15 protein-coding genes are annotated in these 16,956 nt (G+C 48.2%); 4 read left to right on the top strand and 11 right to left on the bottom strand.

Annotated elements, in window-relative coordinates; all coding sequences use genetic code 11:
- Window positions 1-93: 93 nt before the first annotated feature.
- The 3 genes from HP568_RS06970 to HP568_RS06960 are packed head-to-tail and all read left to right on the top strand — an operon-like array spanning window position 94 to window position 4,510.
- Window positions 94-1,794, top strand: coding sequence for a molecular chaperone HscC (locus HP568_RS06970; RefSeq protein ID WP_048032170.1), 1,701 nt, complete (start codon window positions 94-96; stop codon window positions 1,792-1,794).
- Complete coding sequence (locus HP568_RS06965) at window positions 1,794-3,770, top strand: J domain-containing protein (protein WP_173628715.1); 1,977 nt, start codon at window positions 1,794-1,796, stop codon at window positions 3,768-3,770. Before HP568_RS06970 ends, HP568_RS06965 begins: the two co-directional genes overlap by 1 nt.
- Window positions 3,771-3,790: 20 nt before the next feature.
- Window positions 3,791-4,510 (top strand): DUF1266 domain-containing protein, encoded by a 720-nt coding sequence (locus HP568_RS06960; RefSeq protein ID WP_173628714.1) that lies wholly within the window; start codon window positions 3,791-3,793, stop codon window positions 4,508-4,510.
- An 89-nt stretch (window positions 4,511-4,599) separates the two neighbouring features.
- On the opposite strand, the gene HP568_RS06955 is transcribed toward HP568_RS06960, so the two are convergent.
- Together HP568_RS06955 and HP568_RS06950 are read right to left on the bottom strand one after the other, a co-directional pair.
- Complete coding sequence (locus HP568_RS06955; protein WP_173628713.1) at window positions 4,600-5,166, bottom strand: GNAT family N-acetyltransferase; 567 nt, start codon at window positions 5,164-5,166, stop codon at window positions 4,600-4,602.
- Window positions 5,167-5,356: 190 nt separating this feature from the next.
- The gene (locus tag HP568_RS06950) at window positions 5,357-6,421 is read right to left on the bottom strand and encodes an HD-GYP domain-containing protein (RefSeq protein WP_048032166.1); all 1,065 of its coding nucleotides are present in this window, start codon (window positions 6,419-6,421) and stop codon (window positions 5,357-5,359) included.
- A gap of 217 nt (window positions 6,422-6,638) precedes the next feature.
- Here HP568_RS06950 and HP568_RS06945 point away from each other — a divergent pair, with 217 nt between their 5' ends.
- Window positions 6,639-7,127 carry a Mov34/MPN/PAD-1 family protein gene (locus tag HP568_RS06945; protein WP_048032165.1) on the top strand — a complete coding sequence of 163 codons (489 nt, stop codon included), beginning with the start codon at window positions 6,639-6,641 and terminating at the stop codon, window positions 7,125-7,127.
- Here the strand turns inward: HP568_RS06945 and HP568_RS06940 are convergent.
- The 9 genes from HP568_RS06940 to HP568_RS06900 form a co-directional block, all read right to left on the bottom strand.
- Entirely contained in the window at window positions 7,069-8,865 is a 1,797-nt protein-coding gene (locus tag HP568_RS06940) for a peptidoglycan D,D-transpeptidase FtsI family protein (protein ID WP_173628712.1), read from the bottom strand. The two genes, HP568_RS06945 and HP568_RS06940, sit on opposite strands and share 59 nt — an antisense overlap.
- Window positions 8,866-8,971: 106 nt before the next feature.
- Window positions 8,972-9,616, bottom strand: a complete 645-nt coding sequence (gene udk, locus HP568_RS06935; RefSeq protein ID WP_048032163.1) for a uridine kinase — start codon at window positions 9,614-9,616, stop codon at window positions 8,972-8,974.
- Window positions 9,617-9,667: 51 nt separating this feature from the next.
- Window positions 9,668-10,303, bottom strand: coding sequence for an O-methyltransferase (locus HP568_RS06930; protein WP_048032162.1), 636 nt, complete (start codon window positions 10,301-10,303; stop codon window positions 9,668-9,670).
- Between the two features lie 106 nt (window positions 10,304-10,409).
- The gene (gene mltG / locus HP568_RS06925) at window positions 10,410-11,510 is read right to left on the bottom strand and encodes an endolytic transglycosylase MltG (RefSeq protein WP_173628711.1); all 1,101 of its coding nucleotides are present in this window, start codon (window positions 11,508-11,510) and stop codon (window positions 10,410-10,412) included.
- A gap of 146 nt (window positions 11,511-11,656) precedes the next feature.
- The gene (locus tag HP568_RS06920) at window positions 11,657-11,947 is read right to left on the bottom strand and encodes a DUF1292 domain-containing protein (protein WP_005832492.1); all 291 of its coding nucleotides are present in this window, start codon (window positions 11,945-11,947) and stop codon (window positions 11,657-11,659) included.
- A gap of 5 nt (window positions 11,948-11,952) precedes the next feature.
- Complete coding sequence (gene ruvX / locus HP568_RS06915; protein WP_047072727.1) at window positions 11,953-12,369, bottom strand: Holliday junction resolvase RuvX; 417 nt, start codon at window positions 12,367-12,369, stop codon at window positions 11,953-11,955.
- Between the two features lie 9 nt (window positions 12,370-12,378).
- On the bottom strand, window positions 12,379-12,639 hold the full coding sequence (locus HP568_RS06910; RefSeq protein WP_007727936.1) for an IreB family regulatory phosphoprotein: 261 nt from the start codon (window positions 12,637-12,639) through the stop codon (window positions 12,379-12,381).
- 110 nt (window positions 12,640-12,749) lie between these two features.
- Window positions 12,750-15,398, bottom strand: a complete 2,649-nt coding sequence (alaS, locus tag HP568_RS06905; protein WP_173628710.1) for an alanine--tRNA ligase — start codon at window positions 15,396-15,398, stop codon at window positions 12,750-12,752.
- A 313-nt stretch (window positions 15,399-15,711) separates the two neighbouring features.
- Window positions 15,712-16,776 (bottom strand): AI-2E family transporter, encoded by a 1,065-nt coding sequence (locus HP568_RS06900; RefSeq protein ID WP_048032160.1) that lies wholly within the window; start codon window positions 16,774-16,776, stop codon window positions 15,712-15,714.
- Window positions 16,777-16,956 lie beyond the last annotated feature (180 nt).

The following is a 16,956-nucleotide window of genomic DNA, read 5'->3' as shown; positions in this document are numbered from 1 at the left end:
CAATTATATCCATTTTTTTCATGGTAAAATGATCTACAAAGCCTCTACTTTTACCGATATTAGTAGAAAAACACAGAAATGAGGACCTAACTGATGACCACCATTGGAATTGATTTGGGCACGACAAACAGTCTGGTGGCCTACTGGACTGAGAATGGACCCGTGCTCATTCCAAACGCGCTCGGAGAAACACTGACTCCTTCTGTAGTCAGCGTCGATGAGAACGGCGAGATCTTGATTGGAAAAATCGCCCGAGAGCGCCTCTTAACTCACCCTGATCGGACTGCTTCTACCTTCAAACGGTTTATGGGGACAGAAAAAAGGTACCAATTGGGGAGATATTCCCTTTCTGCCGAAGATCTTTCCTCGTTTGTGATTAAATCGTTGAAGGCGGATGCTGAGGCTCATTTAGGGCACCCCGTTCACGAAGCGGTTATCAGTGTGCCTGCCTATTTCAACGACACACAACGCAAAGCAACGAAACGAGCAGCAGAGCTTGCTGGGCTGAAAGTAGAACGCTTGATTAGCGAACCGACTGCCGCCGCGATCTCATATGGCCTCCATCAGGAGGAATCCGAGACACAATTCCTCGTATTCGATTTAGGTGGCGGAACGTTTGACGTTTCTATTTTGGAAATGTTCGAAGGTGTGATGGAAGTAAAATCAATCGCTGGAGACAACTTTTTGGGCGGCGAAGACTTTACCGATCTGATTGCCTCTTATTTTATAGAAGCCCATCGACTCGACATCAACTCGCTTGACAGCAAAACACGTTCGTCCATCCACAAACAAGCTGAGTTGTGCAAGCGCGCTATGTTTTCCGACCAAGAAGGGAAAATGAGTGTCAATATTCAGGGAGCGCTGGTTGAAACGACTCTCAGCCGGAATCAACTGGAAAATCTCGCGTTTCCTCTGCTGCAACGACTTCGTCAGCCGATCGAGCGTGCATTGCGAGACGCATCCATCTCCCCTCGGGAACTGGACGCAATCGTGCTTATTGGCGGTGCAACGCGCATGCCTCTTATCAAATCCATCGTAAGCAAAATATTTGGCCAACTGCCCTATTCGCATATTAATCCTGATGAGGCTGTTGCATTGGGAACAGCGATTCAGGCAGCACTCAAGGAACGCAACCAGGCGTTAAACGAGCTTGTTTTGACCGATGTTTGCCCATACACACTCGGTACGGGTATTGTACAAACCATGGCAAACGGCAAACACGAGGATGGCTACTTTTTTCCGATCATCGAGCGCAATACGCCCATCCCGGTCAGCCGGGTAGAACGGCTATATACCGTTAACGATTATCAACGCTCCATTCTCGTTGATGTATATCAAGGGGAAAGCCGACGTGTCGAACATAACCTCAAGCTTGGCGAATTGAATGTAAAAGTTCCCCCTGCCAAAAAGGGCGAGGAGTCTATCGATGTTCGTTATACATATGACATCAACGGAATTCTGGAAGTCGAAGTGACTGTCGTCTCTACAGGCGTTAAAACCAAGGCCGTCATCGAAAAAAGTCCAGGTAGCCTATCAAAAAAAGAAATTGAGGAGCGTTTTCAAGCTCTTCAAAACATTAAAATCCACCCTAGAGAGCGAACCGAAAATCGATTACTTCTGGCAAAAGGCGAACGTATGTATGAGGAAGCGTTGGGCGAAGACCGGATGATCATTGCGAATTACTTACGCCGCTTCGAAAGTGTCCTCTCCACCCAAAATGAAAGAGACATCGCCAAAGCAGCAGAAGAATTAAAGCAGCAACTGGACATGTTTGAAGGGTGGAATGAGTATTAATGGGGATTTGGGAGATTCTCGGGATTGAACCGACGGACAATCCTGCCCAGATAAAAAAGGCTTATGCCAAAAAGTTGAAGGTGCACAATCCGGAAGTTGATCCTGAAGGCTTTCAGCGATTGCGAGAGGCGTATGACCTCGCCCTGAAGTACACACGCAATACTAAGCGGAATCGTATGTTCGAAGAAACGCCTCTACCGGAAAGACTGGATGAGCGGGAGGAGCATGAACCGGAAGAAGAGCAACCTATCTTCGATCCACCACAGCGGCTCACACTGTTTCACAGTTTTTTAGAGGAAACAACGCAAGAAGTAGTCTCTCAAGAAGAAATCCCCATTCCCAAGCGGTACGATTTCACGGAGAGGTACGATCATTCCGAACGCTCCTTGAACCCCGATGATATGGTGGAGCGTTTTTTCCGCCGTACGCAAGAGCTGTACGATAACTATTACGAGCGTATCCAGCTTGAAAACTGGCGTGAGTTGCTGAATGACGAGGCCATGTGGAATGTCGGCTGCCATCAACTCATCGATACGCGATTTCTCCACTTTTTAGAAGAACACTACCATTTGCCTCATGAGGTGTGGATGCTGCTCGATTCCCATTTTCAATGGCGGGAGAAATCGGAAAAGCTCGCAAGCCAGCTCTCAGGACGTTTTATCGCTTACCTGAACGGGCAGCTCAATCGGACCTTCACGCTGCGTTACCACTCTTTTGAGAATCGCGAGGACTTGGATATTGAAGCGTTTCTTGAATGGCGCAGCGATGCGTTATTTGCCCTCATGGAAAATGATTGGGAAACGGCTCAGGGCTATTTGGCAAAAGCCCATGCCCTGTACGCTCTTGACCCCGATTTGATCCGTTTACAGGGCGAATATTTTTTGCGAACCGGCAATAAGAATCGTGCCTTTCATGCTTTTGATCAATTATTACGTCTTGATCCAGATAACATCGATGCGTATCTGTATCGTGCGCGACTTTTCCTCGAAAAGGGAGATGCTGCTGATGCGATCAAGGATTGCGAGGAAATCCTCGCTCGCATGCCAGAACTATGGGACGCTCGCAGCTTGTTGGGGAAAGGCTATCTTCAGCTAGGGGAATGGGAGAAGGCTCAAGAGGTTTTTCAGGAGATACTTTCGCATAATCCCTCCGATATCGACGCGAAGATATGCCTGACACAAATACAGTCACCGTTTAACAAGGTGACCGAGCCCGCTACGAACAAGCTGGCCAAAGGAGCTAGGAGAAAAACCTTACGCGCACTCGGGCTGCCTGGCAATCTATCAACGTTCAAGCAATTTTTTGCCATCTACACCAGACGTAACATTTGGACGATTATTTTTCTCCTTCTGCTCCATTACGCTATGTTTGCTGTTGTCTCCATGAAGCTGGAGATGACTCCGGAGCAGATGTTTGACTCCTTGGTCAATACATATAAACCTGTCCAAATTAAGACGATCGACGAGTTAAAACAAACTCCGCTTGGCTACCAGGTGGAATTTACATTGACCAAAGCGTCTTATATCAATATGCTCCGCGTCTATGACAAAGAGAAGCATCCCGAGCCAAAAGCCGAGTTCATTCCTGCTACCAAAGCCGAAGAGCGAGATCTCTTAAACGCTGACACCGGTTATGTAAATGTGGGGTATCTGGATCAACAAGCGATCATAGTCATTACGGACTACGACCATGCCAAAGAAATTCATGACAAGCATTCCATTACGATGCGAGGAACGCACAAGGCGATACCCGATGGTGAGATGTTGCCTGTCATAGTAAATGCTTTGGACAAACGCAGGCATCCGCACAATGCGGTTCTCGTGACCGATACGTATATCAATGCCAAGACTGACTTAGAAGAAAAAGGATGGACAGGGTCATGGCTTCTGGGCATTCTCGCGATGATTTCCCTGTTGTATTACATCCGTATCATTCGTGAGATTCCCAAAACTCGCAAAGCATTGACATTCCACTAAAGGAGGCAGAGAGGACTTCCATGACAAAAGAGGCAGAAAACGAAAAAGAGATCGACCCGAAGTTAAGGCGCTACTTGCATGCTCTCTCCTCTGTTTGCTTAAATCAGAAGCGGCTCGCGTATTATTTGGCCATCCACGAATACAACCGCCTGCGCGATACCTTTCTGCGGCTTCGAATCGATAACAGATGGGATACGGGAGATGCAGCCAAAACGCAAGAGCGCTTGACTTGGTTTTTGGAACATGGGCGAAGAACTGAATTTGATCAGCATCGCCACGTATTATCCGCACTCAGCGCTGCCAATTGTTCCAACTACATCGCATCCTTAAAAAAAGGCGACATGGAGTCAGCCCGGCAGTTGGTTGTGTACTCGTACATGAACAGACTCCCACATGCCGGCATTGCCGCCTTTGATTACGCCTGGTATCTCATTATTTGCAAAGCGGGCGCCCAACAGTCCTATATTCCCAAGGCAGATGCTGTAGAAAGCATGCTGGACATAGCCAAGCGAATCCAACTCGCATATTCGAGCTGGGAAGAGTATTTATTTGCGTATGCATGCGGCAATCTTTTCGACGAAGCAGGCGCATCCAAAAATACGAGTAAAGCAACCGAAGCTCATATTTTGAAGCTCCTGACGGGTAAGTACAGTCCGATTCGTGAATTTGACTGGAAGTTTGATCTCACACCTTACTTGCCCTCCCCTCAAGTAGAAAACTTGCCTTCTTTTAGCAGCTAAGCTTACGAAAAAACGTTTCCCTCGGACTTTTCACTCTGTGTCCAATGGGAAACGTTTTTTTCTTGTAACTAGCCTTGATAGAAGTTTTCTTACGCCTTATCCGATAGGTCCTTCACCATATGGCTCAATTTATGACCGCTTACGATCACTGTCCCATCCTCACGATAGCCGAGTGATTCATACAGCTTGCGTGCACGTGGTTTTTCCTCGTCAACAAGCAAAGCGATTCGGTCATGCCCGCGCTGAATCGCTTCTTTTTCAAAGGCATCCAGCAGAAGTGATCCGATCCCCTTCCCTCTGCATGAGGAATCAACCGCGACAGAATCCAAATAAAATTCGTCATCCTTTGCTTCTTTTACAAGCGTAATCGTCTCGCCAGTCAAACGTTGGACATGCTCAACGAAGGGACGATCGAGCACCTCTGTTTGGCTTCCATGATAAAAGAGCGCCAGTCCTACCGGTACATCTCCATCCATGGCAATCACCGCGTTTTCGTAGCTGAGCCGGTTATTTTCCTTCGCAAAAAACTCCTCCATCATGCGAATCGCATCTGCTGCCTCCGTTGCACCTGTTAACGTATGCGCGATATCGCCAATGGCATCATAAATTAATGGCGCAGCAAAAGCTGCATCTGTGGGTTCCGCTTTGCGTATCATGTGTTTCCTCCTTGCGTTTCGAGCATTCGCACGACACGGCTCTTTTCGTTTCTTTGTCTATCATGCACACTTTCATTGTGTCACAATCTGCCAAACTGATCGAGCTTTCCCGACGATCGTTCACAGATCAGCAACAATGAAACCGCTCTCATTTTCCAAGAGCGGTTTCACCTTTTTCGCGTCGTCTTTCCTATCCAATCATTTTTTCAATCGTCAGCTTGCGATCATGCCGCAAATCGAGGAATTCACCCATTCTTCTGACCAACGGCCGCATCGGTTCATCCTGATGGATAAGAATCACTTCGACTTCTTCCCCACTACTCAACCTCGCCTTCGCACCTACGTACAGCAAGGCAATGTAGCGGACAAACTGTGCAACGATCTCAACATTTAACGCCCCGTTACAGGCTTCCTTCCACAAGAGCTGTGCTGCCTCGAATGGGGACGTCCTCCCTTTGTACACCCGATCAGAACAGATCGCATCAAACATGTCGGCAACGGCGAGCACCTGACATTCGATCGGAATGCTATCGCCTTTTCTTTGCTCCGGATAGCCAGACCCGTCGAGTCGCTCGTGATGTAGCAAGGCACACAAAGCCAACAGCTCAGATCCACCCTCCATCTCACGAATCATTTCATAGCCGTAGACGGTATGCTTCTTCATGATCGCAAATTCTTCTTCACTTAGCTTGCCTGGCTTAAGCAATATTTCCTTCGGTACCCTCATTTTCCCAATGTCATGCAAAAATCCGGCCGTCCCCATGAATGCTATTCGCTCTTCATCCCATTTCATCAAACGAGCAATGAGCGAACAGAGAATGCCTACATTTAATGAATGTCGGTATGTATAGCTGTCTGCCCCTTCCAGTACGTACAAGTTCCGGAACAACCCCAAATGCTTCGTCGATTTTTCTGCTACATCAAAAAAGATGTTGGAAAAATGCTCAAGACTCGGTGCCCCGCCAACTGTCAATTCATCGAAGAGTAGTCTCGTTTTGTCGAGGGCTTGTACATAAGCAGCAACAGTCTCGGAATCTGCCTCTAGCTGGAATAGCTGAGAAGTAACTTCTTCACCGGTTCCCTCCGTTAGACTCTGTATAATGTCAACCTCACGGACTCGTTGCTTTTGTAATAGGATCACATGGGCAGGCGTGACCGTCGTGTTTTGTCCCAGCAGCAAAATTCCTTGTTCGGTGTACAAATCAGCCGCTAAAACTTGTCCAATCAGTGAGAGATCAACAGGTGCCAAAGGCATACAATCAACCTTTCCAGTCTCCGTCTTTTTAGAGGTTGTTCAAAAAGTCGACTTTTTGAACTCACACTTTTACTCAAATTATAGAAAGGAAGAGGATGAGTTACAATCTTTTTTTCGACAATTCATAACTTTGCTGGACGCCGGGACCTTTCACTATTCGCATACATATGATATCAAGCAAATGTCAGTGGTTTTATCAAGGAGGGACGAACGTCTCATGACGACGCTGTACATCACACCAAAAGCGTGGAAACAGATTGAGCAGGCCGTACGAAAAAAACCCTCGCTTGAAACAGGAGGGGTCATGATGGGATACCCACTTGGTGAAGATAGATGGGTCGTTACGTATGCAAGTGAACCAGGCCCAAATGCGATTCACCAGCCACATTCTATTTTTTTCGATGACACGCATCTCAATAAGCTCGTCCGAAAATTAAGCAGACATCGACAATGGAAATACATTGGTGATTGGCATAGTCATACGGTAAAACGCCTATCTCCCAGCAAAGGTGATAAGAGAACCATTTGGGCAAAAGCGTCACAGTCCATGTACATGTCCTCCTCTCCCCTCATGCTGATCGTCGGGCTAGGTAAAAACAATCAAATTAACGCAAGAGGCTTCATCCTCGGAAATACTCTTCGCGAGGTCAAGATTGAGCTGTATGATCGGCAAGCTCAGCAACAGCTCGGTGAAAAAGCTCCATAGCCTGGTTTTTCCCCCAGCTCGGCTGATTTTCTGCCACGACACAAATGGCGTAACGCGGCTCTTCTAACGGGGCGTACCCGAGAAACCACAGATGGTTGTTTCCATTCGCATCCCCGATTTGTGCAGTCCCGCTTTTGCCTGCCACCTGCCAAGTGGAATTCATGAGCATCTGTCCTGTTCCCTCGGTGACGACTTTACGCATCATTTTTCGCAATTTATAAGCTGTGACGTAGTCAATTCCGTCCAAAGCGAGGTCCTGCTCTGGGAACGTATGGAACGACTGACCATTTCGGTATGCGATCTCTTTTACTAGCCGTACTTGAGAGCTTTGACCGCCACGCAAAATCGTTACCATCATGTTGGCTGCTTGCAAGGGGGATATTCGTACATCCCGTTGACCAATGGCGCTTTGAATCAGGACGCCTTCATCGTCGCGGGATACTCCCTCTGCAAAGACTCTCCCCGGCTCTTCGCCATCCAGCTGCTTGAAGTTTTTGAGTTTATACAGATTGGGAGTAACATGCCCCACTTGAGTGGTCAAGCCCAGCTTTTTTGCATATTCCTCCAACTTTTCTCCGCCCACCAGCTTGGCAATATGGGCAATCGCAATGTTGCAGGATTGGGCATACGCTTCTTCCAGTGTCACACTGCCGTGACCTTCTTTTTTCCAGCAGGAGAATTGGTACTTCCCGTACTCCCCTGTACATGTGAAACGGTCAATTGGTGAAACAATCCCTTCCGCCAACGCAGCGGCTGCTACCACTGTTTTATAGACAGAACCAGGCGGGAGTTGCTTGAATGCGCGATTCTTCCAGTCGCTTGCGTTTCCCGTGACATTTGTTTGATCATAGGTAGGGCGGCTCACAGCTGCAAGAACATCGGCTGTTTGTACGTCCAAAACGACGATACTGCCCTCTTTTAAGCCTACTTGATCGGCTGCTGCCTCCATGCTTCGTTGGATTGCTGCATCCAAGGTAGTCGTTAATGACAGCGGATAGTATTGATTCGACTGCTTTGTATAGCGAATATCCAACCCTCGGAGCGGTTGTCCGTGCCCATCTACATAATAGGACAAGACAGACGGCTCTACCCCTTGTAAAAACCGGTCGAAGCTTCGCTCCAGACCCGATGCTCCCAGCGTGCTCTCGGCATTCATTTTCCCGCTGGTCCATTCATCTGGATACAGCTTCTGTACCATGTCGGGATTTTTATGGATAAAACCAATCAGATGCTTGGCTACTTCATCCGCGCTGTATCGTTCTGTCACCGCCAATGCCACTACTCCTGGGATGGCAAGTGCATTGATTTCCTCGGCCTGCCGCTCGGTGAGCATCACCAGCTTGCCGGATTCCTCTCGCATGAGCAGCGGTACTTTTGCCTTTTCCATCGTCTCCGACAGCCGTTCCTTAGATTCTCCGGTTATTTGAGCCAATCGCTGCAAGCCATCTGTTCCTTGCAGGCTCCCACGTGCCAACGGGAACAAAATCAAGGCGAGATGCTCTTCTCCGGTAAAGGCGTACCCATTTCGATCTACGATATCGCCACGCCCGCTATGCAGTACGATGCTTTGCTGTCTTTGTTTTACTGCTGCCTTTACCAAATCAACGCCATGCCGAGAAAACCGATGGGGCGATCCGAGTTGAATCCACCACAAGCGCGCGACCAAACCGAGCCATAACAACGACATGGACAGCAATACAAGAAAGTGACGTCTTTTGATTCGTCGATCCAACTGCATCGAATTCCCTCCCTGGCTTTTTTCACCAGTATTGCCGGAATGAACGCGTCAGAAACAACGAACAAAGAAAAAAGCACACCGTACGTCACGGTGCACTTTTAGGTGTTTATGATTGATTGGCGAATTGTTGCTTCTCCAATAAAATATTGCTGATCTTCGTGGATAACAGATCCAATGCTACTCGGTTGTAGCCGCCTTCTGGGATGATGACGTCTGCATATCGCTTGGTCGGCTCAATAAACTGCAAATGCATCGGTCGAACAACGTTTAAGTACTGTGTCACCACTGAATCGAGGGAACGACCGCGCTCTTCGATGTCACGTACGATTCGGCGTGCAATACGCACATCCGCATCCGTATCGACGAATACCTTGATATCCATCAAATCACGAATCCGCTCATCCTCCAGAATCAGCATTCCTTCCAGAATGATGACATCCTTCGGGTCGACCTGGATTTGCTCTGGCTTGCGGTTATGCACCTTGAAGTCGTAGATCGGTTTTTGGATCGCTTTTCCTTGCATCAGCTCTTGCAAATGCGCAAGCAACAAATCGTTGTCAAAAGCGAAGGGATGGTCATAGTTCGTCAACGCCCGCTCTTCTGGGCTCAAATGGCTTTGATCCTTGTAGTAGGAATCCTGCTCAATCATCGTTACACTATCATTTTGGAACTGGCGGTACAGCTCCTTTGCAACAGTCGTTTTTCCAGAACCACTGCCTCCCGCTACCCCAATCAATACGGGGTTACCCATGCTTCATGTCCCCTTCCTCATGATGCTTTACACGTTTACGACCCTATGTTTTTACTTCTTTTTCATACTGATGGCCAGCCCATCTCCTACTGGAATAAATGTCGTTTCTAAATCAGGACGCTCCATCAGATGTGAATTATAAGAAAGCAGCTTGTCCACCATCGGACGCTGGCGCTTGCCCGCTTCTTCTGGGGTCGCCACCAGTCCTCGGAACAGGACGTTGTCGCTGATTACCAAACCGCCTTCGCGAAGAAGCGGTAGATACAAATCGAGGAATACTCGATACTGCCCTTTGGCTGCATCGATAAACAAGCAGTCAAATTGATACGACTCCGGCAGCCCTAAAGTGGCGTCACGTGAGAGTATTTCCACACGATCTGCACATCCAGCTTCTTTTATATTTTCCCGTGCTCTCACCAATCGATCTTCATCTATGTCCATTGTGACAATTCGCGCTTCCGGTGCAGCTTCTGCAAGCCAAATGGTGGAATAGCCAATTGCCGTACCCACTTCAAGAATCGCTTTGGGACGATGCAGCAACAACAACATCCGCATGACTTGAGCGGACGGGAGCTGCACAATCGGAATGTTTTCCTCTGCCGCCTCCTGCTCCAATCGCTTGAGCAGCAAAGAACGCTCGGGAACCAGGCTTGACACGTAGTCGTCAATTGCCGGATTGGTAATCATGATTTCACTCCTCTTTCGTTACAACCGAATTATTATAGCACACCTTGAGAAAGCTTGGCTACGTCAAGCACCGTTGATCGCATGCAAAAAAAAAGAGGAAACTTGGTTAGTTTCCCCTGCTTTTCTTATCATTTGCTTCATGCTCTTGCAGTGTTTTGGAAAAGTAGTGCTCGGACGTTCCGTCTTTTTTCGTCACGTAGAAAAAGTAATCGTGTTTAGCCGGATTGACGACTGCTTCAAGTGAAGCTCTGCCTGGGCTTGCAATCGGCCCCGGTGGCAAGCCAGGATTTGTGTACGTGTTGTACGGGCTTTTTACTTTTAGGTCCTCGAAGGTCAGACGGTCTCGTTGTTTGCCGAGTACAAATTGAACGGTAGCATCAGCCTGCAACGGCCACTTATCACGAATCCGATTGTAGTACACGCCTGCTACAAGTGGACGCTCCTTGTCTACTGTTACTTCTCGCTCAACGATCGATGCGAGATTAACCGCTTCATCCAGGGTTAAATCGTGCTGCTTCAGTTGCTCTGTCCACTCTGGCTTCCATTCCTTTTGAAATTGAGCCAGCATACGCGAGACGACATCATGTGCTGTAGCATCCTTGTCCACCTCATACGTTTCCGGGAACAGATACCCTTCCAGACGGTGTTTTCGATCTGCATGCTTCGGTATGGCTGCGACAAAAGGATAGTCGGGGAATGCACCTTCATTTACTTCTTTTAAGAATGCTGCCTTCTCTACAATGCCTTCTTTATCGAGATGATCTGCGATCTGTTCGACATTCCAGCCTTCTGGGATCGTAAATCGGTTCGCATTGATCACGGTGTTTCCTTCCACCATGGCAGTTAGTATCTCGTCAATGGCTTGGCCAGTCGTAAATTGGTATTCTCCTGCCTTAAGATCAGGGGCCACGCCTTTATACTTCACGTAGTAATTAAATACATCGGCATTTCGGATCAGACCTTGTTCTTCCAGAAGTCGACCGATTTTTTGTACGGATGAACCGGACGGAATTGCCACGTTCTTCACCGTCTGTTCACCTGCAACTGGCTGTAATTGCTGGTACGCGTACCACGCTGCTCCCCCCGCAGCCAAAATGATCAACAACAACAAGGCTACCAGCCACATCACAATTCGTCCGCCACGTCTGCGTCGATTTGTCACAGGGCGTCCGGGGTTAAAATCAGGCTTCGCTGACATTGGTTTCAAGCTAGAAATCCTCCCTTTAGGGTCTCTTTATCTCCATCCCATTCATTATACAAGAGGCTTATCCAACTGTCACTTCATGGGTGATTTTGGCGAAAAAAGACATAAAAAAGAGTCCGCCAGTTGCGGACTCTCTTTCCACGAATCTATTAAATTCCGTCTTTCTCCAAATCAGCAATCAAAGTTTCGAAGGTAGCTTCTACTTGCTCCCACTCTTCATCATCCTCGATTGGCTGGAGCATGTCTGTACCGTCATAACGCAGGAAGTGAACCTCATACTCTTCTTCCTCTTCCTGATCTACTGGTACGAGCACCAAATAGCTGCGGTCTTCAATGTCAAAAATGTACATGATACGAAAATCTCGCGGTTCCTCGGTACCTTCTTCCGTCAGCGCGATCACATCGCCCACTTCGAACTCTTCCATCATCTCTTCACTCATTGTGGTCACCTCGATTTCGCGTCCAAATATCCTTGGAGGATTAAAGTGGCCGCCATTTTATCTATCACTGTCTTTCGCTTTTGACGGCTGACATCAGCAGAAATCAGCATACGCTCTGCCGCCATCGTCGTCAAGCGTTCGTCCCACATGTGGACAGGAAGAGACATGCGTTCCTCCAAAAGCTTGCCAAATGCTTGACACATTTCAGCACGCGGGCCTATGGTTCCGTTCATGTTTTTGGGCAAACCAACGACGAAAGCCCCAATTTGATACTGCGAAACTAATTCGCTCAGGCGGGCAAGATCCTTTTCCTTGGATTGTCGCTTGATGGTCTCTACTCCTTGCGCAGTCCATCCCAGCTCATCGCTGACAGCCACTCCAATTGTCTTGTCGCCTACATCCAACCCCATCAATCGTGTCATCGTTAAGGTCTACTTGCGCTCTGACAAGTAAACGGTCACCAACTCTTCTATGATTTTGTCCCGTTCCAATTTGCCGATCAGGCTCCGCGCGTTGTTGTGGCGTGGGATAAACGCCGGGTCGCCAGAAAGCAAGTAACCTACGATCTGGGTGATCGGGTTGTATCCTTTTTCCTGCAGGGCTTTGTACACCTCTGTCAATGTTTCTTGCACATCCGCCGCATTCGCTTCCTTGGGCACCGTGAATTTCATGGTATTATCCAACGAACTCACAATCAACACCTCGATTTCCTTTGAGACTCTTTTGGTTACCTACTCTTTTTTGTATTCGACTCGGATTTCATTTACTCCTGTCGATAATACAAATTTCTCACGCAATCGCACTATTTCGATACTGCTTGACTCTTCACGAAGTCAACCACTGCATCCAGTGCTTCTTGCAGCTTGGATGGGTCCTTACCGCCAGCTTGTGCCATATCAGGACGTCCACCACCGCCGCCACCGCAGCGAGTTGCGACTTCCTTGATGATCTTGCCAGCGTGGATACCTTTATCCATGAGATCTTTGGTTACACCTGCAACGAGGTTCACCTTGTCCCCATCGACTGCACCCAACACAATGACAGCGGAACCGAGTTTGTTTTTCAGCTCATCTACCATGCCGCGCAGGTTGTCCATATCGACAGCGGAAACACGTGCAGCGAGTACATTCATGCCGTCTACTTGTTGGAGTTTATCCGTCAACGACGCTGCCTCGATGTTCCCCAGTTTTGCACGGAGGGACTCGTTTTCGCGCTGAACTTCTTTCAATTGTTGTTGCAGACCTTCTACACGTGCAGGTGCTTCTGCCAGCACTGGTGCTTTAAGTGCTTGCGCCACTTCTTTGAGTGTAGTGAACTGCTGGTTCAAGAACTGGTAAGCACCGCGTCCTGTTACTGCTTCGATCCGGCGTGTACCTGCGCCGATACCGCTCTCGCTAACCAGCTTGAACAGACCGATTTCCGCGGTATTGTTCACATGGCATCCACCGCACAGCTCCAAGCTGTATTCGCCCACTTTTACGACGCGTACAACGTCGCCGTATTTTTCACCGAACAACGCCATCGCGCCCATCGCTTTTGCTTCAGCCAATGGTTTGTTGGAGATCTCGACACTCAGGTTTGCCCACACCTTCTCATTCACGATCGCTTCGATACGTTCCAGCTCTTCTGGCGTAATGGAGCTAATGTGAGTGAAGTCAAAACGGAGACGCTCTGGTGCTACCAAGGAACCTGCCTGATTGACATGCGTTCCCAGGACATCCTTGAGTGCTTGATGCAGCAAGTGAGTCGCTGTATGGTTTTGGGTGATAGCCAGACGTGCTTCACGGTTCACTTCCGCGCGAACCTCATCGCCTTTGCGCAGGGTACCTGCTTCGACGATGACGGAATGTACATTTTGACCCATTGGTCCTTTTTGTACATCTGTCACACGTGCTTTCACGATATCAGAAATCAGGAAACCTTCGTCATTGATCTGACCGCCGCTTTCTGCATAGAAAGGAGTTTGGCTCAGAACGACTTGTATGGTTTGACCTTCTTCTGCTTCTTCTACCAGCTGGTTGTCCAAAATAATCGCTTCAACTTTACCTGTTGCTACCAATTCAGTATAACCAACAAATTGGCTCGTAACCGTCAAATCAGACAATGGACCACCTTGGATTTGCATGCTGTCTACATCTTGACGTGCTGCACGTGCACGCTCACGCTGTTCTTCCATCGCTTGATCAAAGCCATCGCGATCGACAGTCAGCCCTTGCTCGTCTGCGAAGTCTTCTGTCAAGTCAACAGGGAATCCATACGTATCGTACATTTTGAAGACATCTTGACCAGACAGTTTTGTCTTTCCGCTTTCTTTTGCTGCCTTCACCATGTCAGACAGGATCGCCAGACCGTCGTTCAATGTCTCGTGGAAACGCTCTTCCTCGGCACGAATGACTTTTTCGATGAACGCACGCTTTTGGACTACCTCTGGGTAGAACTCACCCATCATCGTACCTACTGTCTCAGTCAAGCTGTACAGGAATGGCTTCTCTACGCCCAGCTTTTTCCCCATACGTACGGCACGGCGAAGCAGACGGCGAATGACGTAGCCACGTCCTTCATTGGATGGAAGCGCACCGTCACCGATCGCAAACACAACCGTACGTGCATGGTCAGCGATAACCTTCAATGCTACATCCATCTCAGGGCTTGTTTTATACTTCACACCGGAGATTTCCGTGGTCTTTTCGATCAGTGGGAACAGCAGGTCTGTCTCAAAGTTGTTGTCTACGCCTTGGATGACAGACGTCATGCGCTCAAGACCCATCCCCGTATCAATGTTCTTCTTAGGCAGCGGCGTGTAGGTACCGTCTGGATTGTGGTTGAACTGGGAGAATACCAGGTTCCATATTTCCAGGTAGCGCTCATTCTCCCCACCTGGGTACAGCTCAGGGTCGCTCGGGTCGTTTCCGAACGCTTCACCACGGTCATAGAAAATTTCCGTGTTCGGTCCACTCGGGCCTTCTCCGATATCCCAGAAGTTGCCCTCCAGTCGGATGATTCGCTCTTCTGGAACACCGATTTTCTTGCTCCACAGCTCAAATGCTTCTTCGTCCTCTGGGTGAATCGTAACGGAAAGCAAAGCCGGATCAAAGCCGATCCATTTTGGGCTCGTCAAAAACTCCCATGCCCATTCAATCGCTTCTTCCTTGAAGTACTCACCAATAGAGAAGTTACCCAGCATTTCAAAAAAGGTATGGTGGCGAGCAGTACGTCCCACATTTTCAATATCGTTTGTACGAATAGACTTTTGCGAGTTCGTGATGCGTGGGTTGTCCGGGATGATTCGACCGTCAAAGTACTTCTTGAGGGTCGCCACACCGCTGTTGATCCACAGAAGGGAAGGATCGTCGATTGGAACCAATGGAGCGCTAGGCTCAATGCGATGTCCTTTTTCTACAAAAAAGTCGAGGAACATCTGGCGGATTTGATTGCCTGTCAGTTTCTTCATCTACATTCTCCTCATCTAAAAATAAAAAAAGTCCCCATCCCCTCAGGGACGAGAACTGATTTTCTCGCGGTACCACCCTGCTTACAGGCTCGCTACACGTATCTTAGCCAAGGCCTGTCGCTTAAGTGGCGTCTAACGGTGCCAAGCCGCCGGGTTTTGCCCGGTCTTAGGAGTAGCCTTCTGCTGCTCTTCTTTTGGTCGCCCTCTCAACCATGGAGCGCCCTCTCTGTAAAAGGTCTGCAACATACTCGTTCCCTCATTGATTTCACATAAATCACTTTGTCCATATTATAAATATTTTCCCTGATCACTGTCAACTTTCGTGCATCATGACAGCGATTCGGCTAACGATCACTTTGCAAACGGCAAGGATCGGAACAGCAACAATTAACCCAATGATCCCCCCTACCGTCTCCCCTACCAGCAGTGCCAAGATAATGAGAAGCGGGTGCAAATGCAAAGAACGACCAACGATGTTTGGGGACAAAATGTTCCCTTCTACGATTTGAATGATGAGATTCACAACGAGAACGAGTAGCAGTGTCTTGGTGGAAATCGTAATCGCGATTACAACTGCCGGTGCCGCCCCAATCAAGGGTCCAATGTACGGAATGATGTTGGTAAGACATACAAATGCAGCCAGTACAAAAGGATATGGCATGCCGATCCACCAATAGCCCAAGTATGCGAAAACGCCTACGATCAGGGCGACAATCATTTGTCCATGTATGTATTTACCCAAGGATTCATTAATATCCCGCAAGACAATCAGCACTTGCTTCCGATAAGCCTTCGGAACAATCGACATCCCCGTCTCATGCAATTGCTTCATATCCTTCAAAAAGTAAAAAGCGATAAACGGCACGATAGCAAAAGCAAACAGCTTTCCCATCGAATGACGAGCATTATCCACGATTTTCGATACGGAATGAGACATCCCTTCATTCGACTGGATGATCACCCGGTCGACACCCTTCGAGATGCTATCCGGCAAGAAATATTTTCGCGCTTCCCACTCACTCATCCATGTATAGTACCAATCCATCAAGCGGGGAATGTCGTCTGACAGCTCCACCAATTGTTTCGTAAAAACAGGAATCGCGTTGATGATCGCAATGGTAATCACCAATACAAATGAGCCATAAATGAGCAGAACTGCCATCAAGCGCGGAACTCTTCTTTTTTCCAGCAATTGCACGACCGGATGGAGCAAGTAAGCGATGACGAGTCCCAATATGACGGGAACGAGCACTTCCTTTATGAGCGAAAACAACTGTGACAGGACTGGTCGGAGCAGCCAAAGCAGATTGCCGATGACCAAAAGTGCGATGAGCCAAACAGCAGCAGCAAATAGACGACTTCGCCGAAGTTCATCCACGTTCCCCAACTCCTCCCTATTTGCAAACATCTTTTTTAGCTTGTCTCATTCACATAAATTTCATGTAACCTATTGACACACAATTTCGTGTTCAGTAGTATGTAATTACAAGAGGATATCTCCAAAGGGGAGTAGCTTTTTCGCAACATAGTCGTCATTACGGGATTTTTCCCCGGCTAT

It is taken from the genome of Brevibacillus sp. MS2.2 (genome assembly GCF_013284345.1).
Taxonomy (GTDB): domain Bacteria; phylum Bacillota; class Bacilli; order Brevibacillales; family Brevibacillaceae; genus Brevibacillus; species Brevibacillus brevis_C.
The sequence above is the reverse complement of the archived record's forward strand: the minus strand, read 5'-3'. Positions and strand labels throughout refer to the sequence as shown.